Genomic DNA, 23739 nt, shown 5'->3' on the forward strand with positions numbered 1-23739 from the left:
CACATGCTGCACCAAGCGACATCGAACATGTGTTCGAAGCGTAGTGGGTCCCTACTTCAGTCGCAACTGCTTCCGCAGGAAGGCCACCCGGTCGGTGACCGCAGCCTCGAAGCCGACGAGATCGTGACCGGTGTCGTAGTCCTTGCGCTCCTTGGGTCCGGCCACGCCGTTCAGCAGCTCAGTGCGCTCGCCGTCCGGGACGACGGTGTCCTGCTTGCCGAACTGCAGCAGCATCGGCTTGCGGCCGGTCACCTGGGTGTACGGCGGCGCGTCGAAGCGCGACAATGCGTCCAGGTACGCGTGCCAGTCCTTCGGCACCGGATTGCGGACCATCCACCGGGAGATCCGGCTGGTCCCCGACGCCAGGACGCTCGCCGTGATGCGGGAGTCGATGCCGTACAGCACGGCGCCCATCGCCGCGCCCCAGCTGTGGCCGGCGAACCCGGCTCTCGACCCGTCGCAGTCCGAGCGGCGGATCAGCAGGTCGTACGCGCGGCGCAGCGCCACCACGGAGTCGGCCACCACCTTGCTGTCGGCGACCGGGTCGCCCGACGGCTTGAGCGGCAGCTCCGGCACGCACACCAGCGCCCCCAGCCGGGCGAGCGCCATCCCCTCCTTGAGCAGCGTGTCGCGGTCGCCGTCGCTGCCGTGCGCGTACACGACCGCGGGCAGGCGGCCGGTGAACTTCTCCGGACCCAGCACGTAGGCCGGGATCTCCTCGCGACCCCTCGTGTCGGAGAACGTGATGTCCTCCAGGATCACGCCGTCGCCCGTCCGCTTGTCGGTCAGCTGGGCGTTGAGCGTCGCCTTGGAGTCGTACGAGTAGAGCTTCTTCAGCTCTGCGATCGGCACGGCGGCGGGCACGTACGCCGAGGGGTCGAACGTGGGGGACGGCTGGACCGCGCCGGAGGAGCCCGGCGCCGCGCCGCCCTTCACGTCAGGTGTATCCGACTCCCCGGCGCACGCTTGGACCAGCATTGCTGCCAGTCCCGCCACCCCGATGTGCAACACCCCGCGACGCCGCACCGCACTCCTCCATGGGCTCGCCCGAACTTCGAGACCATGACGGTACCGGCGTCGCTTTCTCCTACATGACAGACTGCCGAGTTCACCCACCGGTTGCGTGTTCCGCCCGGTGTCTCTCGGGTGTTTTTGAGGGGTCGAGGCGCCGGAAAGTGTCGGGGGGTACGGGTAACGTCTTGGGCGTGACTACAGGTGTGACGGGCGTTCAGCCGCCGACGGCGAAGCAGGTTCCGCACGAGCGGACGCACCACGGCGACACCGTGGTCGACGAGTTCTTCTGGCTGCAGGACAAGGAAGACCCAGACACGGTCGCCTATCTCGAGGCGGAGAACGCGTTCACCACCGCGGCGACCGCGCACCTGGAGAGCCTGCGCGAGACGGCGTTCAGCGAGATCAAGTCGCGCACCAAGGAGACCGACCTCTCGGTGCCGACCCGCAAGGGCGGCTTCTGGTATTACACGCGCACCGAAGAGGGCAAGCAGTATGGCATCCACTGCCGGGTCCCGGTGGAGGCCGGCCAGACCGCCCCGCCCGACCTCGGCGACGGCGGCGCCCTGCCCGGCGAGCACGTCCTCCTCGACGGCAACGCCCTCGCGGGCGACTCGGAGTTCTTCGCCCTGGGCACGTTCGACATCAGCCCTGACGGCCGCCTCCTGGCCTACAGCACCGACTTCGCCGGCGACGAGCGCTTCACGCTGCGCGTCAAGGACCTCGACACAGGCGAGCTGCTGCCCGACACCGTCGAGGGCGCGTTCTACGGCTCGGCCTGGTCCGCCGACGGCTCCACGCTCTTCTACATCACCATCGACGAGGCGTGGCGGCCGAACAAGATCTGGCGGCACGCCATGGGCACCGACTCCTCCGTCGACGTGGTGGTCCACGAGGAGACCGACGAGCGCTTCTGGGTCGGCGTCGACCTGACCCGCTCCGAGCGCTTCATCCTCATCGACATCCACAGCAAGGTCACCAGCGAGGTCCTGGTCATCCCGGCCGACGCGCCGACCAGCCCGCCGCAGTCGATCGCGCCGCGCCGGCAGGGCGTGGAGTATTCGGTGGAGCACCACGGTCACCGGTTCCTGATCCTGCACAACGACGGCGCCGAGGACTTCGCCCTGGCGTACACGTCCGCCGACGCGCCCGGCGCCTGGACGACGCTCATCGAGCACGAGCCCGGCACCCGGCTGCTCGGCGTCGACGCGTTCTCCGGCCACCTGGTCGTCTCGCTGCGCCGCGACGGGCTCACCGGCATCCGGGTCGTGCCGCTGCAGGGCGCCGCGTCCTACGACATCGCCTTCCCCGAGCCGATCTACTCCGCGGGCCCCGAGGCCAACCTCGAATACGACACCACCTCGTTCCGCCTGCACTACGTCTCGCTGGTCACGCCCGACTCGGTCTTCGACTGCAACCTCGACAACGGTGAGCTGACCCTGCGCAAGCAGAAGCCGGTCCTGGGCGAGTTCGACCCGTCCCGCTACGAGCAGCACCGCGAGTGGGCCCTCGCCGAGGACGGCACCCGCGTCCCGATCTCCATCGTGGCCCGCGCCGGCACTCCCCGCGACGGCTCGGCCCCCGCCGTCCTGTATGGCTACGGCTCCTACGAGGCGTCGATGGACCCGTGGTTCTCCATCCCGCGCCTGTCCCTGCTCGACCGCGGCGTCGTCTTCGCCGTCGCCCACATCCGCGGCGGCGGCGAGATGGGCCGCCGCTGGTATGACGAGGGCAAGCTGCTCGCGAAGCGGAACACCTTCACCGACTTCGTCGCCTGCGCCGAGCACCTGGTCAAGGCCGGCTGGACGTCGTCGGACAAGCTCATCGCCCGCGGCGGCTCCGCCGGCGGCCTGCTCATGGGCGCCGTGGCCAACATCGCCCCGGAGGCGTTCGCGGGCATCGTCGCCCAGGTCCCGTTCGTCGACGCCCTCAACACCATTCTCGACCCGTCGCTCCCGCTGACCGTCACCGAGTGGGAGGAGTGGGGCAACCCGCTGGCTGACCCCGAGGTGTACGCGTACATGAAGTCCTACACCCCCTACGAGAACCTGTCGGCCCGCCCGTATCCGGCGATCCTGGCCGTGACCAGCCTCAACGACACCCGCGTCCTCTACCACGAGCCGGCCAAGTGGGTGGCCCGCCTGCGCAGCCTCTCGCCCGACTCCGACGTCCTGCTCAAGACCGAGATGGGCGCCGGCCACGGCGGTCCGAGCGGCCGCTACGACGCCTGGCGCGAGGAGGCGTTCATCACCGCCTGGGTCCTGGACCGCGTAGGCCTGGCCTGACGCCCGCCCAACGCTTTCGCCGCCGGCCCGCCCCGCACCTGGGGCGGGCACGGCCGACCGTCGTTGGCGCAGGGCAGGTCGCCACGCCCGCCCAGCGGCGGGCTGGGTCACGCCTTTCGCAGGCCAGGTGGGCAGGTCGGCCAGCCTGCGCCCGATCGCAGGCCAGGCGGGCAGGCGGGCCAGGTTGCGCCCGATTGCTGGGCAGGCGGGCCGGCCTGCACCTGACTCATCCGGCCGAGCGGATGGGCACGTCCTGCTGTGCCGGAAGGGCGGGCCGCGCCTGGCTTCTCCGGCAGATCCGACTTTTCGGGCAAGACAGGCGAGAGCATGCGCCGGGCGAGCGGCGCCTGACCGTCCGGTAGGACAGGCGGCAAACCCAGTCTGTCAGTGGTCCGGGTCGCGAACCTTGATCTGGACCGTCCGGCTTGGCAGGCGTCACGCCGGTCACGTCCGTTGCAGCGGAGGCCCGGTCCGCCGTGATCCGGCCGGCCGCCGTGCCGCTGCGTCGCGTTCGGATTCCGCCTGCTGCATCAGGTGCACCGCCGGTGCCAGGTGATTCGGGTGTGCTGGCCGATGCCGCCGGATCGAGAGTGGCGCGACGCCTCCGGACGACCGCAGCACTGCCGACTGCCGAACTCGGCCGCCAGCCTCCCGAACGCGTGGAACCTCACCCGCCGGCAACACCTTCGCCCGACGCCGCAAGATCGAAGGATGGAGCCGGCCGTCCCCGCGACCCGTTCCATCCTTCGATCACCACACCGCCGGGCGCCGCGGTGTCGCGTCGGTGCTTGGTGTCCGTTCGGCTTGATCGAGAGACGGATCTGGCTGTGATCGCGACCGGATCCGTCTTTTGATCACCACACCGCCGGGCGCTGTGCGGCCCCGACTGCCGTGGGCTCCCGAGTGCGTGAGCCTCGTGCCGCAAGATCGAAGGATGGAGCCGGCCGTCCCCGCGACCCGTTCCATCCTTCGATCACCGCGTTGGGGAGGGGTCAGCGGCGGAAGGCCCAGAGCTTGCTGAGCTGGTAGTTGATCAGGGGGGCGACGACGATCAGGATCGCCTGGGAGATGAGGACGGGGATGTGGAAGACCTCGACGAGGAGGGGGAGTCCGAGCATGGTGAACGCGAGGGCCCACAGGCAGACCACGTAGAACTTCAGGAAGCCCGAGATGATCGGGCCCTTCGACTGGAAGACGAAGTGGCGCTGCAGCGGGTAGGTGCAGACGGCGCAGATGAAGTTGGCGATGATCGTGGGCACCAGGTAGTGCCAGTGGTCGCGGGTCAGCAGGTAGACGGCCGCGAAGCTGACGTAGTAGGTGACCGCGGAGATGCCGCCGACGCCGAGGTAACGGATGCGGCGGTCGTTGTAGAGCACGATCGCGGTGCGGACGAGCCAGGAGCGGTGGGAAGCGGGGGGCTCGGCTGAGGGGGCGCCGGGGCGTGACCCGAGGTCGAGGGCCTCGGGGAGGCGGGCGTCGCGGGCGTCGGGGACCGCCGGTGGCGTGTTGCCCCGCGCCGCCAGGTTGAGAGCGTCGGGCAGGGCGGGGCCGCCGTCCATGGTTTCGGTCATCCGCGCGGGTTGTAGGACTCGACCGCGGTGACGACCAGGTCGATGTCGGCCTCGGACATGCCGCCGTACAGCGGCAGGCGCAGCAGCCGGTCGGCGACGTCCTCGGTGACGGGGCAGCCGCCGGGGCCGGTGCGGCCGAACTTCACGCCGGCCGGGGCGAAGTGCAGCGGCTGGTAGTGGAAGGTGCCCAGGACGCCGTGGCCGAGGAGGTGTTTGAGCATCCCCTGGCGGCTCTCGAGGTCGGGCAGGAGCAGGTAGTACAGGTGGGCCGGCTGCGAACGGTCGCCGGGGACCGTCGGCTGGGTGACGCCGTGCTCGGCGGCCCAGGTGGCCAGGCGCTGGTGGTAGCTGTCCCAGATGTGGGAGCGCCGGCGCTGGATGTCGGTGAACTGCTCCAGCTGCGCGGTGAGGAACGCGGCGAGCAGGTCCGACGGCAGGTAGGACGAGCCGATGTCGATCCAGCGGTACTTGTCGACCATGCCGCGGAAGAACTGGCCGCGGTTGGTGCCCTTCTCGCGGATGATCTCGGCGCGCTCGAAGTAGGTGTCGTCGTTGAAGATGAGGGCGCCGCCCTCGCCGCACTGCACGTTCTTCGTCTCGTGGAAGCTCTGGGTCGCCATCGCGCCGATCGAGCCGAGCTTGCGGCCACGGTACGTGCCGCCGATGCCGTGCGCGTTGTCCTCGATGACCACGAGGCCGTGCCGCTGGGCGATCGCCTCGATCTCGTCCATCTCGACGGCGACGCCGGCGTAGTGCACGACGACGATCGCCTTGGTGCGCGGGGTGACGGCGGCCTCGACCAGGCGCTCGTCGAGGTTGAGCGTGTCGGGGCGGCAGTCGACGAAGACCGGCACGGCGCCGCGCAGCGCGTAGGCGTTGGCGGTCGAGCAGAACGTGAACGACGGCACGATGACCTCGTCGCCCGGCTCCAGGTCCAGCAGCAGCGCGGTCATGTCCAGCGCGTGCGTGCAGGAGGTGGTCAGCAATGAGTGCTTGGCGCCGAGGATCTCGGTGAGCAGCGCGCTCGCACGCTTCGTGTAGGGCCCGTCACCGGTGAGCGGCCCATTCGTCATTGCCTGCTGGATGTACCCGGTCTCGGCACCCGTCAGATAGGCCTTGTTGAATGGGACGGCGAGCTGGTTCGTGGGGGTCACTGCTGGAGCCTACCTAATGGTGTGTGGTCATGCCGACGGCAGTTCATACACCACGACGACCCCCGACCGGTAACGTTCGGTAGCGAAGGTCGACAGCTGTGGTGAAACGTTGTTCTGGCTTTCGTCAACGAACAGCCAGCGTACCCCGTAGCGGTCGCGCAGGATGCCCACCGTTTGGGGTGACGGCCTGCTGAACGCTGCGTCATTGTCCGCGAGGATCTCGGGGCGCCAGTAGGGGATGGATCCGACCCACATGCCGAGCCGCTCGGCCTCGACGTGGGCGGTCGTGGTGAAGCCCCAGCCCTCGACGAGCATGCGCCGCTCGCTGTACGCCGTCATCGAGAAGTGCAGATCCGAGCACTCCTTGTTCCACAGCTGGCAGTGCGCGTTGGTGGCGACGAGGTCGTCGGGGTCGGAGTGGTCGCGCAGCCAGCGGCCGGCCTCCAGGACGCCCTTGGAGACGATGACCTCACCCTTGGCGTTGACGACGTTCTTCCAGCCGGCGTGGTTCGAGTCCCAGAGGACCTGGTAGTAGTTCTGGAACGTCGTGTTGATCGCGAAACCCGCGAGCAGGGCGACGACCAGGGCGACCGTCATGCCCCGCAGTGCCGGCAGCCGGTGCCGGGCGAGCAGCAGCGCGACCGCGACGACGACCGCGGCGGCCGCGAGCGCCGCGTAGGGCAGGACGACGGCACGGGTCAGCGCCGCCTCGGAGCCGGTGCTGTGGACGGTGGGCACGTCGGCGCGGCCGGCGCGGATGACGACCTGGGTGATCGCCATGCCGAGCACGACGAAGCCGATCAGCGCTCCCGCGCGGCGGACGGTCATCCGCCCGGCGGGCAGCAGCGCGTGGAGGCCGACGATCGCGGCGACGGCGAGGTACGGCCGGCCGCCCTCGACGAAGAACCGCTGGCTGTCGCCGGACTGGCCGGTCAGGAGCGTGGCGGCGGCGCCGGCGACGCCGACCCCGATCATGGCCACGACCGCCGGCTCGGGCAGGCGGCGGCGCACCAGGCCGGCGAGCCCGCCCCAGATGCACACCCAGCAGAAGATGAGCAGGATGCCGAGGACGAGCTTGTCCCGGTAGCCGGTGGTGCCCGCGAGGGCGCCGGCGACGAGCGCGGTGAACGGCTTGAGCTCGGTGCCCTGGCTGGTGCCGCCGAAGAGCACGAGCTGCGCGAAGACCAGCCCGCCGAACGTGATGCCGAGGCCGATCAGGGCGCCGCGGTGCAGGGTGCGGTGGAAGACCAGCTCGACGGCGACGACCAGCAGCAGCCCGCAGAACAGCAGCGGCAGGTAGATCGCCTTGGCGCCCATCACCCCGCACAGCAGGAGGGTGAAGAGGATCCAGCCGCGCGGGTCGCGCCACTGCCGGGCCGGGGCCCGGAGCCGGTCGACGAGCACGATCATCAGCGGCACCATGAGCAGCGCGCCGAAGGTCTGGGTCGGGCCGGTCCACACGGTGAGCCGCAGCGACGAGCCGTCCTCCAGCGAGCTGAACGCGAGGTTCACGAAGAAGTCCCAGGCCACCCAGTTGTACGGGGTGGGTGACAGCGCGAACAGGGTCAGCACGCTCGCCGCGACGCCGCTCCACCAGCCGCCGGTCACCTTGCGGGCCAGGACGGCGACGAGCACGGCGAACGCCATCAGCATCGGCAGCACCGACAGCCGCAGCAGCAGGACCTGCGGCTCGATCCCCGTCACCCAGCTGGACGCGGCCATCTCGGGGTAGACGAACCAGTGGTAGTAGAGCGGCTCGTCGGTGATCCACGGAATCACCATCGGCATGTGGTGCTTCGCCTCGCCGAGGAGCGCGAGGTGGAAGGTGGAGTCGGTGTCGGGGGTCGAGTTGTACGGGTAGCGCAGCCCGTACTGCCGGTAGAACTTGAAGCTCCACAGCAGCGTCATGCCGGCGATCAGCGTGAGCGCCCAGCGCCACAGCAGCGGCGGCACCGGGGCGTCGGCGGCGGTCCGCCAGTACCGGCGCAGCGACGGCACCAGCAGGAACACCGCCACCGTGCCGATCGGCCAGGCGAGCACCAGCAGCGGCAGTCCGAGCAGCCGGGCGCCGATGTAGACGAAGACCTCGCCGACGTAGCCGAGCGCGAGGCCGGCCGCGACGTCGGCGACGAAGAACCCGCCGCCGCGGTGGAGGAGGCGCCACCACAGCGTGCCCGGCAGCGCGATGCCGGCCGCCAGGTACAGCGTGAACACGGCCGTGGTGGCGGGCGGGACCTCGAAGAACCACAGGGTCGCGACCGTGACCAGCCACAGCAGCCCGGCGGGCAGCCAGCCGGACGTCAGGACGCTGGGCCACCGGCCGCGGTCCGGGCCGGGGGAGCTGCTCGGCGAGGGCGCGGCGGGTGCGGTGGCTTCGGTCGGCGTCTGCACGGTCTTGAGCCCCCCGAGACAATGGCGTTTGGCGCTGAGCAGGTTACCTGACGGTTCCGGTCAGGTGCGGCCTGCCGGAACGCCCATCATGCACCCCGTAATCCCACCCACCACCCTGTGCGACCGCGGTGAAGCCGACCGTGGCCGGCAGCAGGATCGGCGTCTTGAAGGCGACGTCCACGGTGTACGAGTCGGGCAGGCGCCCTTCCAGCGCGGCGAGGCAGCGGGCCTTCGTCCACATGCCGTGCGCGATCGTGCGGGGAAAGCCGAACACCTTCGCCAGCAGGCGTGAGGTGTGGATCGGGTTGCGGTCGCCGGACACGGCCGCGTAGTCGGTGCCTACCCGTCGTGGCACCCGCCACACGGCGTTCGGCGCCGGCGGCTCGGCGGCCGGACGGGCGGAAGCCGCCGAGGCTCCCGAGCCGGTCCGGCGGAGGTAGGTGGACGTGTCCGAGAAGACCGGATCCCCGTCGATCGTCGCCGTCGTGACGACGTCCAGCTGGGTGCCGCGGTCGTGCGGTCGCAGCGCGCCGGCTCGTACAGACACCGAAAACGCGGCGGAGGAGGGCAGCGGACGCAAGAGCTCGATCCGGTTCGCCACGTGGACCAGTCCGAGCACCGGAAACGGGAAGTCCGGCGCGGTCATCAGCGCCATGGCCAGGGGAAACGCGACGGCGTGCAGGTAGGTGGCGGGCAGCTCGTCGCGGAGCCGGAAGCCGCAGACCCGGTTGTACTCCGCCAGGTGCGCCCGGTCGACGGTGACGGCCTCGACCGTGAGCTCGCGCTCCGGCAGCACGGGATCGGCGGCGACCGCACGCCGTAGCGCCGCGGCGCGGTACAGGGGGCCCAGGCGGGGCATCCGGTCGAGCGGAGCCGGCATCTCAGGCGCCCAGCAGGCTCTGCCCGCACACCCGGACGACGTTGCCGTTGACCCCGCCGGACGCCGGGTGCGCCAGCCACGCGATGGTCTCGGCCACGTCGACGGGCAGGCCGCCCTGCGACATGCTGTTCATGCGGCGGCCCGCCTCGCGGATGAACATGGGCATCGCGGCGGTCATCTTCGTCTCGATGAAGCCGGGCGCGACCGCGTTGAGGGTCAGGCCGGCCGCGGCGAACGCCGGCGCGTGCGCCTGCACGAGGCCGATGACGCCGGCCTTGGACGTGGCGTAGTTGGTCTGGCCGCGGTTGCCGGCGATGCCGGAGACGGAGGAGACAGCGACGATCCGGCCGTTGCCGCCGAGCAGCTTCTCCGCGAGGAGCACCTCGTTGATCCGCTCCTGGCTGCCGAGGTTGACGTCGAGGACGGACTGCCACTGGGCGGCGTCCATCCGGCCGAGCGTCTTGTCGCGGGTGATGCCGGCGTTGTGCACGAAGATGTCGGCGTGCACGTGCCGGGTCGCGATGAAGTCCGCGAGCCGCCGCGGCGCGTCGGCGGCGGTGAGGTCGAGCTGCAGCGCGGTGCCCTTGAGCTCGTTGGCGACCCGGGTGAGGTCCTCGCCGGCCGCGGGCACGTCGAGGCAGACCACGTGCGCGCCGTCGCGGGTGAGCACGCGGGCGATCGCCGCGCCGATGCCCCGGGCGGCGCCGGTGACGATCGCGGTCTTGCCGACGAGCGGCTGGTCCCAGTCCTCGGGGACGTCGATCGCGGCCGGCCCGACCCGGATGACCTGTCCCGACACGTACGCCGAACGCCCCGACAGCAGGAACCGCAGCGTCGACTCGATCGCCTCCTCGGCGCCTGGCGCGACGTAGACCAGCTGCGCGGTGCCGCCCCGGCCGACCTCCTTGCCGACGGACCGCACGAAGCCCTCGAGAGCCCGCTGGGCGGTGGCCTCACGGGCGTCGGCGCACAGCTCCGGCTGGCTGCCCAGCACGACGACCCGGCCGGACGAGCGCAGCGTGCGGATCAGCGGGTGGAAGAAGTCGTACAGGGTGCGCAGGCCGTCCGTGTCGACGATGGCGGTGGCGTCGAACACGAGCGCCGCGGTGGGCCCTTCCGACGGCGCCCCCAGCTTCTCCAGCAGCTTGCGGACCGGCTCGACGAGGCGCCCGCCGCCGCTGACCACGACCTGCCCGTCGACGGGCGACGATCCCGGATCGTGCCGCCGCAGCTTCGGCGGGTCGGGCAGGCCGAGCCGCCTGACGAAGAACTTCCCGGCGCCCGAGTGGGCGAAGCTGGCGTAACGATCGGACATTGCAGTGCCTCCCCAGTCACAACAATCGCGCTAACCTACTCATGAGTAGGCTAACGCCGGACTGCCCGTCGCACTGGAGGAGAATCCGATGGCCCCGAATCGAGTGGCGATCGTCGGCGGTAATCGCATCCCCTTCGCGCGCTCGGGCAGTGCCTACGCCACTGCATCAAACCAGGACATGCTGACTGCCGCTATAGACGGACTCGTGGCGCGGTTCGGCCTGGCAGGAGTGCGACTCGGCGAGGTCGCGGCGGGTGCGGTGCTCAAGCACAGCCGCGATTTCAACCTGACGCGTGAATCCGTGCTCGGGTCCCGCCTCGACCCGCGGACTCCCGCGTACGACGTCCAGCAGGCGTGCGGAACCGGACTCGAGGCCGTCACCCTCGTCGCCAACAAGATCGCCCTCGGGCAGATCGACGCCGGCATCGCCGGTGGCGTCGACACCACCTCCGACGCGCCCCTCGGCGTCAACGAGGACATGCGGCGGGTCTTCATGGAGCTCAACCGGGCCCGGTCGCTCGGCGCGCGGCTCCGCGCGGTCAGCAAGCTGCGCCCGACCCAGCTCAAGCCCGACATCCCGCGCAACTCCGAGCCCCGCACGGGGCTGTCGATGGGCGACTCCGCCGCGCTGACCGCACTGGAGTTCGGGATCACCCGGGCCGCCCAGGACGAGCTGGCGCTCGCGTCGCACCTGCAGCTCGCCGCGGCCTACGGGCGCGGCTTCTTCGACGACCTGGTCACGCCGTACCTCGGCCTCCAACGCGACCAGAACCTGCGCCCCGACACCTCCCTGGAGCGTCTCGGCACGCTGAAGCCCGTCTTCGGCCGCGGAAAGTCGGCGACCATGACCGCCGGCAACTCGTCACCACTGACGGACGGCGCGGCGGTCGTGCTCCTGGCGTCCGAGCAGTGGGCCGCCTCGCGCAACCTCCCGGTCCTCGCCTGGTTCGACACGGCGGAGACCGCGGCGGTCGACTTCGTGCACGGCGGCGACGGCCTGCTGATGGCGCCGGCGTACGCGGTGCCGCGCATGCTCGCCCGCACGGGCCTCAAGCTGCAGGACTTCGACTTCTACGAGATCCACGAGGCGTTCGCGTCGCAGGTGCTCGCCACCCTGAAGGCGTGGGAGGACCCGGCGTTCTGCAAGGAGCGCCTCGGCCTCGACGAGCCGCTCGGCGCCGTCGACCGCTCCCGGCTCAACGTCAACGGCTCCTCCCTCGCCGCCGGGCACCCGTTCGCCGCGACCGGCGGCCGGATCGTGGCGACCCTGGCCAAGCTCCTCGCGGAGCGCGGCTCCGGGCGCGGCCTCATCTCCATCTGCGCCGCCGGTGGGCAAGGGGTGACCGCGATCCTGTCCAGGTGAGCGGCGGCCCTGATTCACCCATATCGTTGACGCATGACGATCCAGCCGACGATGCTCCGGCCGCCGACGCCCCGACCCGGCTGGCAGGTCGCCGTCGGCCTGATCCTCACCCTGCCCGCGTTCGTCCTGCTCCTGACGTCCTACGTCGAGCCGCTGTACTGGACCGTCACGTCCAGCTTCCGCAAGCTCAACGGGCTGCGGCTGACCGAGGGCGGCGACAGCGTCGGCTGGGACAACTACGACACCGCGTATTCGCGCGGGCTCGCCGACGCGCACTGGTTCACCCTGAGCCTCGCCGTTGTGCCGATCCTGCTGGTCCTGCTGCTGGCGCCGGCCATCGCCTGGGCCGCGCACGCCGGCGGCACGTGGGCGCGGTGGGTCACCCGGGTCGCGCTCGCTCTGCCCCTCGTGGCTTTCGCCCCCGTGGCGATCGCCGTCGCGCTGCGCGAGTCGTCCACCCGGGCGTCGTACTGGCTGGGCACGTTCGGCCTGGTCGTCGCGCTCGCCGCGACCGCCTACCTGGCCGCGCTGCGCCGCCGCACCCTCGACTCCACCCGCAGCCCGATCCCCGCCGCCCTGGTTGTCGGCGGCCTGGCCGTGCTCACCGTCGTCGCGGTCGCGCTGCAGGACTTCACGTACTCCTTCATCGGCGGCTTCGGCACCAGGGCCGACCTCAGCCCGGCCCGCCTCATGTACGAGACCTCCTTCCGCACGATGACCTTCGGCGTCGGCGCGGCCGCGTCCGTGACGCTCCTCGTGCCGCTGATCCTGCTCGGCCTCGCCGCCACCCTGCTGGTGATCCTGCCCGGCACCCGCCTCGAGGTGGACCCCGCCGCCCCTCGCGTGCAGAAGACCCCGCCGGTCGTGCCGTGGATCGTCGGCGGCGTCCTGCTGCTCGCCACGCTCGGCACGGTCATCTCCGGCCTGGGCCCCTGGCTGTCGCACATCACCGAGACCGGCCGCCCCGGCGCCCCCTCCACCTGGGTCAACACCTGGCTGCCGCCGGTCGTCTCCACCCTCGTCGGGGTCACCGTCGCCGCCCTGGCCGCGTTCGGCATCAGCGGCCTGCGCCCCTTCGGCCGGCACAGCGAGTGGCTGCTGCTGCCCTTCGGCCTGTTCCTCTTCGTCGGCTCCGCCCCGCTCGCGCTGCGCAACTTCGCCGCCGGCGTCACCGCCGACCGCCTCGACTCCTTCATCGGCCTCATCCCGCCGTCCCGCGTGGCGATCCCGGCCCTGTTCATCCTGGCGCTGCTCTTCCGCGGCCAGGCCCAGCGCCGCGAGGTCCTGCTGCAGGAGGGCCACCGCGCCCCCTGGACCGGCGTCCTGCTGCCCGCGCTGCCGATGCTGGCGCTGGCGTACGTGGCGACGTGGCTGGTCCAGGCCCAGGACCTGATCTGGCCCCTGGTCACCGCCGCCGGCGACCACCCGACCGCGCAGAACGCCCTCGTGCAGTCCCTCTTCATGCGCGGCGGCGCGAACGCCCCCCTGCCCTACGCCCAGCTGCTCCCGCTGTGGCTGCTCGTCCTGCTCTTCCTGGCCGCGGTCGCCGCGCAGCTGCTGTACCTGGACCGCGTCGCCCTGCGCGTCGGCCTCCCCGAGCGCGACCACCCGCCCCGCACGTGACCAGCGAACTTGCACACCATGCAAGCTAATATGCATGGTGTGCAAGCTTCGTCGATGCTGTTGCCGCTGCTGCGCTCGCCGTTTCAGGGCGAGCTGCTGGCGTGGCTCTTCCTGCACCCGGACGGCGAGTTCTCGCTCATCGAGCTGGCGCGGCGCCTCGGTGTCTCGCACGCGACCGCGAGCCGCGAGGCGGACCGCCTCGTCTCCTCGGGTCTTGTGCTCGAACGCCGGATGGGCAACCTCCGGCTCATCCGTTCCAACCAGTCGACCGTGGTGACTCGTCCGTTGACGGAGCTGCTTGCGGTAACATTCGGCCCTATGGCCATAGTAGGAGAACTGCTCGCGCCGATCAGGGGCGTCGACCGCGCCTACATCTACGGCTCGTGGGCCGCCCGGTATCAGGGCGAGCCCGGCCCCGTCCCCGGTGATCTGGACGTCATCGTCGTCGGGGCCGCCGATCCCGACGACGTGTTCGAGGCCGCCGGCACCGCACAGCGCCGCCTCGGCCGCGAGGTCAACGTGCGGATCGTGACACCGGCGGCCTGGGCCGCGCCGGGTGACGACCCGTTTCTGCAGTCGGTCCAGACCAGGCCACTCTTCGAGCTCGACCTGGCGGTGTGACGTGAGATGGGAGCAGGGACGCTCGACGCTCGACGACATGCTGACGAAGGGCCTGCTGGAGCGGGTTCCGCCCAGTCGCGAACATGCCGACGCCATGATCGACCAAGCACGCCGCCACCTGGCCGCCGCAGGCGTCATCGCGACCGTCGACCCGATCGGTGCGTATCAACTGGCTTACGACGCCGCGCGAAAGGCGCTGACGGCGGTGCTCGAAAACCAGGGACTCCGACCGACCCGTGCTGGTGGGCACATCGCAGTGCTCGACGCGGTTCGAGCACAGGTTGATCCACCGCTGGGTGGGGTGCTGCGGCCGTTCGACCGGATGCGACGGCGGCGCAACGACGCCGAATACCCCGCGGCTGATCGTCCGGCGCTGACCGCGGACGAGGTGGTCGTCGACCGGGTCAAGGTCGACGCGATCATCGAGCTGGCCGGGAAGGTGCTGGACCAGATGAGTCCGTACTGAGGCCGCGGGAGAGAATAGGGCACGTGATTCCTAATGTGCTTGCTGGTCGGTATGCGTCGCCGGAGCTCGTGGCGATCTGGTCGCCTGAGGAGAAGGTGCGGTTGGAGCGGCGGCTGTGGCTGGCCGTGCTCACCGCGCAGCGGGACCTCGGGGTGGCGGTGCCGGACGGGGTGGTCGAGGACTACCGGCGGGTGCTCGACGACGTCGACCTGCACAGCATCGCGGAGCGGGAGCGGGTCACCCGGCACGACGTGAAGGCGCGGATCGAGGAGTTCTCCGCGCTCGCCGGGCACGAGCACATCCACAAGGGCATGACCTCGCGCGACCTGACCGAGAACGTCGAGCAGCTGCAGATCCGCAGGTCGCTGGAGCTGGTCCGGGACCGGATGGTGGCGGCGCTCGCCCGGCTCGCGGCGCGGGCCCGGCAGTACGACGACCTGGTCATGGTCGGCCGGTCGCACAACGTGGCGGCGCAGGCGACCACCCTCGGCAAGCGGTTCGCCAGCGCCGCCGAGGAGCTGCTCATCGCGTACCGGCGAATCGACGACCTCCTGCGGCGCTATCCGCTGCGGGGGATCAAGGGCCCGGTCGGCACGGCGGCGGACCAGCTGGACCTGCTCGGCGGCGACGCGGGGAAGGCCGCGGAGCTGGAGCGGCGGGTGGCGGAGCACCTCGGGTTCGGCACCGTGCTGACCAGCGTCGGCCAGGTGTACCCGCGCTCGCTGGACTTCGACGTGGTGTCGGCGCTCGCGCAGGCGGTCGCGGGGCCGTCGAGCCTGGCGACCACGATCCGGCTCATGGCCGGCTACGAGCTGGCCACCGAGGGCTTCAAGCCGGGCCAGGTCGGGTCGTCGGCGATGCCGCACAAGATGAACACGCGCTCGTGCGAGCGGGTCAACGGGCTCGCCGTGATCACCCGGGGTTACCTGTCGATGGTCGGCGAGCTGGCCGGCGACCAGTGGAACGAGGGCGACGTGTCGTGCTCGGTGGTCCGCCGGGTGGCGCTGCCGGACGCGTTCTTCGCCGTCGACGGGCTGTTCGCCACGTTCCTGACCGTTCTGGACGAGTTCGGGGCGTATCCGGCGGTCGTCGCCCGGGAGCTGGACCGCTACCTGCCGTTCCTGGCGACCACGCGGGTCCTGGTGGCGGCCGTCTCACGCGGCGTGGGCCGTGAGGATGCTCACGAAGCGATCAAGGAGCACGCCGTCGCGGTGGCGCTCGCCATGCGCGAAAAGGGCATCCAGGACAACGACCTCCTGCGGCGGCTGGCCGGCGACGAGCGGCTACGGTTGACCCAGGACGAGATCGACGCCCTGGTGGCCGACCCGCAGCAGTTCGTCGGGGCGGCATCCGCCCAGGTCAGTGCCGTGATCGAGCAGATCGAGGCGGTCGTCGCGGAGCACCCGCAGGCAGGAAGCTACGTGCCACCGCCCATCCTGTGAGCAGAAGATCTTGACAGCGGAGCGGGCCGCTAAGATGCGTGGCGGGCGATATTTCGGGCCTCGCCGCACGGTCATCGAGCCGGTGATCTGCGGCGGAGCCCCGCCCGGTAGGCTCGTGTCGCTCGCCCTCGAGCGCCCGACTCAACTGTCAGGAGTGCCCCGTGGCCCGCGTCGTGGTGGACGTCATGCTCAAACCGGAGATCTTGGACCCCCAGGGTCAGGCGGTCGCGAACGCGCTGCCACGTCTCGGCGTCGCCGACGTGGCATCCGTCCGCATCGGCAAGCGGATCGAGATCGAGTTCGACGGCGCCGCCGACCTCGACCGGGCCCGCGAGATCGCCGACAAGCTCCTCGCCAACCCGGTGATCGAAGACTTCACCCTGCGGGTCGAGGAGACGCCGGCCGAGGGCGAGCAGCAGTGACCGCCAGGATCGGTGTCGTCACGTTCCCCGGCTCGCTCGACGACCGCGACGCCGCCCGTGCCGTGCACCTGACCGGCGCCGTGCCGATCTCGCTCTGGCACGCGGACTCCGAGTTGTACGGCGTCGACGCCGTCATCCTGCCGGGTGGCTTCTCCTACGGCGACTACCTGCGCGCCGGCGCGATCGCCCGGTTCTCCGCCGTGATGGAGTCGATCATCAAGGCGGCCAGCGACGGCCTGCCCGTGCTCGGCATCTGCAACGGCTTCCAGGTGCTGTGCGAGGCCCACCTGCTGCCGGGTGCGCTGACCCGCAACCAGCACCTGCACTTCCGCAACCGGGACCAGTCGCTGCGCGTGGAGAGCACCGCGACCGCGTGGACGGGCGGGTTCCAGCACGGCCAGGAGATCGTCATCCCGGTCAAGAACGGCGAAGGCTGCTACATGGCCGACGAGCACACGCTCGACGAGCTCGAAGGCGAGGGTCGGGTCGTCGCGCGGTACATCCGCGGCAACCCCAACGGCTCGCTGCACGACATCGCCGCCATCACCAACGCTGCCGGCAACGTCGTCGGGATCATGCCCCACCCGGAGCACGCGGTCGAGGTGCTGACCGGCCCGTCGATCGACGGGCTGGGCATCTTCACGTCCGTGCTCGCACACCTGGGAGCTCGTGTATGACCGCCACAACGGGTTTCGACACCGTCTCGCACGCCACGGAGACCTCCGACGAGGAGCAGCCCTACGAGGAACTCGGCCTCCGCGAGGACGAGTACGAGCGGATCAAGCAGATCCTCGGCCGCCGCCCCACGTCGTCCGAGCTCGCCATGTACTCGATCATGTGGAGCGAGCACTGCTCGTACAAGAGCAGCAAGGTCCACCTGCGGCAGTTCAGCGAGAAGGCGCCGAAGTCGGACCTGATGCTGGCCGGCATCGGGGAGAACGCCGGGGTCATCCGGATCTCCGACGAGATCGCGGTCACGTTCAAGGTCGAGTCGCACAACCACCCGAGCTTCGTCGAGCCCTACCAGGGTGCGGCGACCGGCGTCGGCGGCATCGTCCGCGACATCCTCGCCATGGGCGCCCGCCCGGTCGCCGTGATGGACCCGCTGCGCTTCGGCGCCGCCGACCACGAGGACACCAAGCGCGTCCTGCCCGGGGTCGTCGCGGGCGTCGGGGGCTACGGCAACTGCCTCGGCCTGCCCAACATCGGCGGCGAGGTCGTCTTCGACCCCTGCTACCAGGGCAACCCGCTGGTCAACGCGCTCTGCGTCGGCGTGCTGCCGGTCAACCGGCTGCAGAACAAAGAGGCGCACGGCCCCGGCAACGTCGTGGTCCTGCTCGGCGCCAAGACCGGCCGCGACGGCATCGGCGGCGTGTCGGTGCTGGCCAGCGCCACCTTCGACAGCGACGGCCCGGCCCGGCGCCCGTCCGTGCAGGTGGGCGACCCGTTCATCGAGAAGCTGCTCATCGAGAGCTGCCTCGAGCTGTACGAGCGGGAGCTCATCGTCGGCGTGCAGGACCTCGGCGGCGCGGGCCTCACGTGCGCACTGACCGAGACCAGCGCGTCCGCCGGCACGGGCATGGACATCAACCTCAACCTGGTGCCCCTGCGTGAGGCCTCGATGGACCCGCAGGAGGTCCTCGCCAGCGAGTCGCAGGAGCGCATGCTCCTCATCGTCGAGCCGTCGAAGCTCGACGAGGTGCTCCGCGTCGCCGAGCGCTGGGGCGTCATCGCCACCGCGATCGGCCGCGTCACCGAGGGCGGCCGCCTGGTCATCAGCTGGCACGGCGAGATCGTCGTCGACGTCCCGCCCGGCTCCCTCGTCGACGACGGCCCGGTCTACGCCCGGCCGATGCGCGAGCCCGCCGACCTGATCCTGCTGCAGGCCGACCGGGCCGAGACGCTGCCCCGGCCGCGCACCGGCGTGGAGCTGCGCGAGACGCTGCTGCGCCTGGCCGCCAGCCCCAACCTGTGCGACAAGAGCTGGGTCACCGAGCAGTACGACCGCTACGTGCAGGGCAACACGATCCTCGCCCAGCCGGAGAACTCGGGCATCATCCGCATCGACGAGCAGACCGGCCTCGGCATCGCGCTGTCGACCGACGGCAACGCCCGCTTCGCCCGGCTCGACCCGTACAACGGCGCGAAGCTCGCCCTCGCCGAGTCGTACCGCAACGTGGCCGCCTCCGGCGCGACGCCGCTCGCCGTGACCAACTGCCTCAACTTCGGCTCGCCGGAGGACCCGCAGGTCATGTGGCAGTTCGCCGAAGCGGTCCGGGGCCTCGCCGACGGCTGCGCCGAGCTCGGCATCCCCGTCACCGGCGGCAACGTCAGCTTCTACAACTCCACCGGCTCGCAGGCCATCCACCCGACCCCGGTCGTCGGCGTCCTCGGCGTGCTCTCCAACGTCGGCAACCGCGTCCCGATGGGCTTCGGCGGCGACAGCGACGTGATCATGCTGCTCGGCGAGACGCAGGAGGAGCTGTCCGGCTCCGAGTGGGCCTGGGTGACGCACAACCACCTCGGCGGCCAGCCGCCCAGGGTCAACCTGGTCCGCGAGCGCATCCTCGCCTCCGTCCTCACCGAGGCGGGCGAGCGGGGTCACCTCTCCTCGGCGCACGACCTCTCCGACGGCGGCCTGGCCCAGGCCCTCGTCGAGACGACGCTGCGCTACGACCACGGCGCCAACATCACGCTGCCGGAGGGGCTGAACCCGTTCGTCGCGCTCTTCTCCGAGTCGACGGCCCGGGCGCTGGTCTCGGTGCCGCGCGGCCACGAGCAGGCGTTCACGGCGCTCTGCGCCCAGCACGGCCTGCCGGTGACCACCATCGGCACGGTCGACGGCCGCAGCCGGGCGCTGGACGTGCGGGGGCAGTTCACGATCTCCCTGGACGAGATGCGCTCCGCGTGGAAGGGCACGCTGCCGTCGCTCTTCGGCGAGGTGTCGACGGAGGCTCCCGCGTACGAGCCGCCGGCTTCCGCTTCCGCCTCTTCGGACGATTCGGGTTCTTCGGATTCTTCGGGCGGTTCGACGACGGGGATCTTCGATCCGGTCGCCGCACCCGAGGTGCCCGAGGTGCCGTCCGCGGTGTCCGGCGCTCCCGTCGCCGCCTCCCCGGACGCCGCGCCGGACGAGCCCGACGCCTGACGATGACCGAGGGCGTCTTCAGCCAGCCCGGCTCGGGCGCCCGGTTCGACTGGGGCCCGGCCGGCGCCGCTGAGCTGGCGCGCGTCTGCTCGGTCCTGGTCGTCGTCGACGTCCTGTCGTTCTCCACCGCGGTCGACATCGCCGTCGGCCGCGGTATCCGGGTCCACCCGTTCCCCTGGAGCGACCAGGCCCGCGCCTACGCCGACCGCATCGGCGCCGCCGTCGCCGTCGGCCGTAAGCAGGTCTCCGCGGCCTCCCCGTGGTCCCTGTCGCCGGCCGCCCTCCAGGCCGCCCCCTTCGTGGCCGAGCTGGTCCTGCCGTCCCCCAACGGCGCCTCCATCTGCTCCGCGGCCGCCTCCACCGGCGTCCCCGTCATCGCCGCCTGCCTGCGCAACGCGCCCGCCGTGGCCCGCTGGCTGCACTCCCAGGGCCACGGCACCCCGTCCACCCCCATCGGCGTCGTCGCCGCCGGCGAGCTCTGGCCCGACGGCACCCTCCGCCCCTGCGTCGAGGACCTCCTGGGCGCCGCCGCCGTCCTGGACGGCCTGTCCCTGCACGGCGTACCCCTGTCAGTGGAGGCCGCGGTCACCCTCGCCGCCCTCGCCGCGGTCCGCGACGTCCCAGCCGCGGTCCGCCGCTGCGTCAGCGGCCAGGAGCTCATCTCCCGCGGCTTCACCGACGACGTAACCCTCGCCATCCAGTCCGGCACCTCCGACACCGTCCCGCTCCTCACCGGCCAGTCTTTTACCCCCGCGCAGTAGTGCTGTAATGCTGTAATTCCCCCCACCGCTCCGCGGCGGGGCCCGGCGGGGATTCTCACCCGCACCCCAATGCTCGCTGCGCTCGCACTGCCAGCGCTTGCGCGCGGCAGCCTCACCCGCGTGCGCGCCGCATCCCGGTGCTGTCCGCCGCCTACAGGACGCTCGTGGTGCCAGACTCAGGGTCCTGGCAGATGTCAGTGAACCGCGACTTGTGTGCAATGCACTTCCGCGAAGTCGTGGTTGACAGACATCGTGCAGATGTCACACATCGCCAAGATGTCAGACATCTTGCCGGCGTGGATTCCCCGGTCCAGGAACCGGTGAGGCGTTCCACGTCTCCGCGGGCTCGAATCTCCACACCTCCACGCTGCAATCACCCTCACCGCTCTGCGGTGGGCCCCAGCGGGGCTTCTACCCGTGCTCGCATCGCCGGCGTTTGTGCGCGGCAGCCTCATGCGCGTGCGCTGCAGCCAGCAGTCGCTGCCTCCAACAGCGGCGACGCACACCCTCCGACGCAACGTCAGACGCACATCGCGGCGCGTGGCATGATCCGCGATCGCACTTCCAGCGGCGCACCGACCGGGCACCTGTCGAGTCCGGCTCAGCGAACACGCCAGACCCGGCAGCGAACAACGTCCGAAACAGCGCCTGCGACACGATCAGTGCAGCCTCATGCCGCGACCGTCAGTGATCAACTTCCGGTGCACACGCCCACACATCCCCCTTCGAAGACAGCAGCCCGAAGCACCGCTCGGACAGCACCAGCGGCACGGTGTCGAGGCTCACCGACACTCAAGCACAGGGGTACGACAGAAACCCCGGCCGACGTTCGTGGACACGGCACCACAGCGACCACCGGGATGCGGCGCGCATGCGGGTGAGGCTGCCGCGCGCAGCGCTGGCAGTGCGAGCGCAGCGAGCATTGGGGTGCGGGTGAGAATCCCCGCCGGGCCCCGCCGCGGAGCGGTGGGGGGAATTACAGCGCGGAGGGCGTGGGATTCGAACCCACGGAGACGCGGAACGCCTCACCGGTTTTCAAGACCGGCGCCATCGGCCACTAGGCGAGCCCTCCAGCGGAACGTCGAACAGTCTGCCAGATCGCCCCGGGGCGGTGGTGGTCACCCGTGTGAGGGAGGCCGGATGTCCTGGGGGCGGTGGCGGACTGGGCGACCGCGACCAGATGACATCGTGACACTCCGTCCCAAATGTCGCATCTCATTAATGGGAGCTGCGCAGACTCAGGGGAAGTGACAGACACACCACGGGCGGGGGCCGGTAGGGATGCATCTCTTCTTCAACGATCCACGGGAAGCGTACGTCACCAGGCACCGGCGGATCGTCAGGCATCCGTTGGTGGCGCTGGTCGCGGGTGGGGTCGGGGTGGCGGCGCTCGGGGTGGTGATCGGCGCGGCGGGGTGGGAGTCGCCGCAGCGGGGCGCGCCGGCGCCGCAGCCGCAGCGGGCCGAGCAGGGGATGGCGATGCCCGAGCCGGTGGTGGACGTCAACATGTACGGGGTGCCCGCCGCGCCCCAGCCGGTTCTGGAGCTCGGCACGCCGCCGGTTCGGGCGGTGCCGGGGGCCGTGCAGCCGCAGCGGCCGGTGCAGACGGCGAAGAAGCCGGTGAAGCGCGTCGAGAGGGCCGGGGCTCCCGCTGTACAGACGCCGCAGACGACGGCAGAGCCCACGACGGAGCCGACGACCCAGCCGACCACCGGGCCGACGGGCGGACCGACCGCGCAGCCGACGACGGAACCGACGGGGGAACCGACGGGGGGACCCACGGCGGGACCCACGACAGGGCCGACGCGGACAACGCCGGCGGAGCCGGGGCCGATGTGGACGGCGTGGATGCGCGATCATCGCGTGGCGCAAAATGGGTGGCATGCGCGCGATCACGATCGAGCAGGCTGGTGGTCCTGAGGTACTGCGCTGGAGCGAGGTGCCCGATCCGGTGCCGGCCGACGGTGAGGTGCTGATCGAGGTGCGTGCGGCGGGGGTCAACCGCGCCGACCTGTTGCAGCGGCAGGGGCTCTATCCGCCGCCTGAGGGGGCGCCGCCGTATCCGGGCATGGAGGTGTCGGGGCGGGTCGTCGAGAGCCGGTCGCCGCAGTGGCAGGCCGGGCAGGAGGTCTGCGCCCTCATCGAGGGTGGCGGCTACGCGGAGCTGGCGGTGGCGTCGGCGGGGCAGGTGCTGCCGGTGCCGCGGAACGTGAGCCTCGAGGACGCCGCGGCGCTGCCCGAGGTGGCGGCGACGGTCTTCTCCAACGTGGTCGAGGTCGCGGGGCTCCAGCCGGGCGAGACGCTGCTGGTGCACGGCGGTGGCAGCGGGATCGGCACGTTCGCGGTGCAGCTGGGCGCGGCGCTCGGGGCGCACGTGGTGACGACGGCCCGGGCGCCCAAGCACGAGGCGTTGAAGAAGCTCGGCGCCGAGCGGGTGATCGACTACACGGCCGAGGACTTCAGCGAGACGGTGAAGGCCGACGTCATCCTCGACATCATCGGCGGCGCCTACCTCAAGGGCAACGTGAAGGCGCTCAAGGAGGGCGGCCGCCTGGTGGTGATCGGCATGCAGGGTGGCCGCAAGGCGGAGCTCGACCTCGGTGCGCTGCTGGCGAAGCGGGGCAGCGTGTCCGCGACGGCCCTGCGGTCCAGGTCGAAGGCGCAGAAGGCGGCGATCATCCGAGGTGTACGGGAGGAGGTCTGGCCCCTGATGGACGAGGGCATCGTCGGGCCGGTCGTGCACAGCAGGATCCCACTGCCGGACGCCGCGGAAGCGCACCGGCTGATGGCGTCCAGCGAGCACTTCGGCAAGATCATTCTGACTCGGCCGTAAGAGGCGCGGCCGTCGGAGGGTCGGTCAGGATCACCGGGCCCGGGCCGCGGGAGGCGAGGCGGTCGGCCGTGTTGGCGAGGGTGCAGCTGCGCAGGGAGAGGCAGCCGCACCCGATGCAGCCGGTCAGGGTGTCGCGGAGCCGCTCCAGGAGCGCGATCTGCTCGTCGAGGTGGCCGCGCCAGTTGCGGGACAGCCGGGCCCAGTCGGCGCGGGTCGGCGTGCGGTTGGCCGGCAGCGACGCCAGCGCCTCCTTGATCGTCTCCAAGGGGATGCCGACCTGCGCGGAGATCCTGATGAACGAGACCCGGCGCAGCTCGGTGCGCTCGTAACGGCGCTGGTTGCCGCCGGTGCGGGTGGAGTGGATCAGGCCGAGCTTCTCGTAGAACCGCAGCGCGGACGGCGCGACCCCGCTGCGCGCCGAGAGCTCGCCGATCGTGAGCAGCTCAGCCATAC

At 71.1% G+C, this 23739-nt stretch carries 18 protein-coding genes, 1 tRNA gene and 1 pseudogene; 12 read left to right on the forward strand and 8 right to left on the reverse strand.

Annotated elements, in window-relative coordinates; translation table 11 throughout:
* Window positions 1-51: 51 nt before the first annotated feature.
* A complete protein-coding gene (locus ACQEVZ_RS28345; protein ID WP_433371925.1) occupies window positions 52-978 on the reverse strand; it encodes an alpha/beta hydrolase family protein in 927 nt (308 codons plus the stop codon).
* A gap of 239 nt (window positions 979-1217) precedes the next feature.
* Here ACQEVZ_RS28345 and ACQEVZ_RS28350 point away from each other — a divergent pair, with 239 nt between their 5' ends.
* Window positions 1218-3296, forward strand: coding sequence for a S9 family peptidase (locus ACQEVZ_RS28350; protein ID WP_433377033.1), 2079 nt, complete (start codon window positions 1218-1220; stop codon window positions 3294-3296).
* A 992-nt stretch (window positions 3297-4288) separates the two neighbouring features.
* On the opposite strand, the gene ACQEVZ_RS28355 is transcribed toward ACQEVZ_RS28350, so the two are convergent.
* From ACQEVZ_RS28355 to ACQEVZ_RS28375, 5 genes are read right to left on the reverse strand one after another with little or no spacing between them, the layout of a single operon-like run.
* Window positions 4289-4867, reverse strand: a complete 579-nt coding sequence (locus ACQEVZ_RS28355; protein WP_433371928.1) for a GtrA family protein — start codon at window positions 4865-4867, stop codon at window positions 4289-4291.
* On the reverse strand, window positions 4864-6021 hold the full coding sequence (rffA, locus tag ACQEVZ_RS28360; RefSeq protein ID WP_344501187.1) for a dTDP-4-amino-4,6-dideoxygalactose transaminase: 1158 nt from the start codon (window positions 6019-6021) through the stop codon (window positions 4864-4866). Before rffA ends, ACQEVZ_RS28355 begins: the two co-directional genes overlap by 4 nt.
* A 27-nt stretch (window positions 6022-6048) precedes the next feature.
* Window positions 6049-8412 carry a hypothetical protein gene (locus ACQEVZ_RS28365; protein ID WP_433371931.1) on the reverse strand — a complete coding sequence of 788 codons (2364 nt, stop codon included), beginning with the start codon at window positions 8410-8412 and terminating at the stop codon, window positions 6049-6051.
* Window positions 8413-8455: 43 nt separating this feature from the next.
* On the reverse strand, window positions 8456-9292 hold the full coding sequence (locus ACQEVZ_RS28370) for a MaoC/PaaZ C-terminal domain-containing protein (RefSeq protein ID WP_433371934.1): 837 nt from the start codon (window positions 9290-9292) through the stop codon (window positions 8456-8458).
* A gap of 1 nt (window position 9293) precedes the next feature.
* Window positions 9294-10607, reverse strand: a complete 1314-nt coding sequence (locus ACQEVZ_RS28375) for a 3-oxoacyl-ACP reductase (RefSeq protein ID WP_433371937.1) — start codon at window positions 10605-10607, stop codon at window positions 9294-9296.
* An 88-nt stretch (window positions 10608-10695) separates the two neighbouring features.
* Between ACQEVZ_RS28375 and ACQEVZ_RS28380 the strand changes: the two genes are divergently transcribed.
* From ACQEVZ_RS28380 to ACQEVZ_RS28420, 9 genes and pseudogenes are all read left to right on the forward strand, one after another.
* Window positions 10696-11970, forward strand: a complete 1275-nt coding sequence (locus ACQEVZ_RS28380; protein WP_433371940.1) for an acetyl-CoA C-acetyltransferase — start codon at window positions 10696-10698, stop codon at window positions 11968-11970.
* A 33-nt stretch (window positions 11971-12003) separates the two neighbouring features.
* The gene (locus ACQEVZ_RS28385) at window positions 12004-13593 is read left to right on the forward strand and encodes a sugar ABC transporter permease (protein WP_344501192.1); all 1590 of its coding nucleotides are present in this window, start codon (window positions 12004-12006) and stop codon (window positions 13591-13593) included.
* 54 nt (window positions 13594-13647) lie between these two features.
* A complete protein-coding gene (locus ACQEVZ_RS28390) occupies window positions 13648-14214 on the forward strand; it encodes a helix-turn-helix domain-containing protein (RefSeq protein WP_344501193.1) in 567 nt (188 codons plus the stop codon).
* 37 nt (window positions 14215-14251) lie between these two features.
* A complete protein-coding gene (locus ACQEVZ_RS28395; RefSeq protein ID WP_344501194.1) occupies window positions 14252-14680 on the forward strand; it encodes a hypothetical protein in 429 nt (142 codons plus the stop codon).
* Between the two features lie 14 nt (window positions 14681-14694).
* Window positions 14695-16122 (forward strand): adenylosuccinate lyase, encoded by a 1428-nt coding sequence (gene purB / locus ACQEVZ_RS28400; protein ID WP_425552160.1) that lies wholly within the window; start codon window positions 14695-14697, stop codon window positions 16120-16122.
* 161 nt (window positions 16123-16283) lie between these two features.
* Window positions 16284-16544, forward strand: coding sequence for a phosphoribosylformylglycinamidine synthase subunit PurS (purS, locus tag ACQEVZ_RS28405; RefSeq protein ID WP_344501196.1), 261 nt, complete (start codon window positions 16284-16286; stop codon window positions 16542-16544).
* Window positions 16541-17221, forward strand: a complete 681-nt coding sequence (gene purQ, locus ACQEVZ_RS28410; protein WP_354889879.1) for a phosphoribosylformylglycinamidine synthase subunit PurQ — start codon at window positions 16541-16543, stop codon at window positions 17219-17221. Before purS ends, purQ begins: the two co-directional genes overlap by 4 nt.
* A gap of 11 nt (window positions 17222-17232) precedes the next feature.
* Window positions 17233-19692: pseudogene (purL, locus tag ACQEVZ_RS28415) on the forward strand (phosphoribosylformylglycinamidine synthase subunit PurL); the annotation flags it as partial.
* A gap of 2 nt (window positions 19693-19694) precedes the next feature.
* Entirely contained in the window at window positions 19695-20453 is a 759-nt protein-coding gene (locus ACQEVZ_RS28420; RefSeq protein WP_344501199.1) for a 2-phosphosulfolactate phosphatase, read from the forward strand.
* Window positions 20454-21437: 984 nt separating this feature from the next.
* Here the strand turns inward: ACQEVZ_RS28420 and ACQEVZ_RS28425 are convergent.
* Window positions 21438-21525 (reverse strand) — tRNA-Ser (locus ACQEVZ_RS28425).
* Between the two features lie 209 nt (window positions 21526-21734).
* Between ACQEVZ_RS28425 and ACQEVZ_RS28430 the strand changes: the two genes are divergently transcribed.
* Together ACQEVZ_RS28430 and ACQEVZ_RS28435 are read left to right on the forward strand one after the other, a co-directional pair.
* Complete coding sequence (locus ACQEVZ_RS28430; RefSeq protein ID WP_433371947.1) at window positions 21735-22373, forward strand: hypothetical protein; 639 nt, start codon at window positions 21735-21737, stop codon at window positions 22371-22373.
* A complete protein-coding gene (locus ACQEVZ_RS28435) occupies window positions 22336-23286 on the forward strand; it encodes an NAD(P)H-quinone oxidoreductase (protein WP_344501202.1) in 951 nt (316 codons plus the stop codon). The genes ACQEVZ_RS28430 and ACQEVZ_RS28435 overlap by 38 nt, the downstream gene beginning before the upstream one ends.
* Here the strand turns inward: ACQEVZ_RS28435 and soxR are convergent.
* The gene (soxR, locus tag ACQEVZ_RS28440; RefSeq protein WP_433371950.1) at window positions 23267-23737 is read right to left on the reverse strand and encodes a redox-sensitive transcriptional activator SoxR; all 471 of its coding nucleotides are present in this window, start codon (window positions 23735-23737) and stop codon (window positions 23267-23269) included. The genes ACQEVZ_RS28435 and soxR overlap by 20 nt on opposite strands.
* Window positions 23738-23739: the final 2 nt, after the last annotated feature.

The organism is Dactylosporangium sp. CA-152071 (assembly GCF_050936335.1).
GTDB lineage: Bacteria > Actinomycetota > Actinomycetes > Mycobacteriales > Micromonosporaceae > Dactylosporangium > Dactylosporangium maewongense.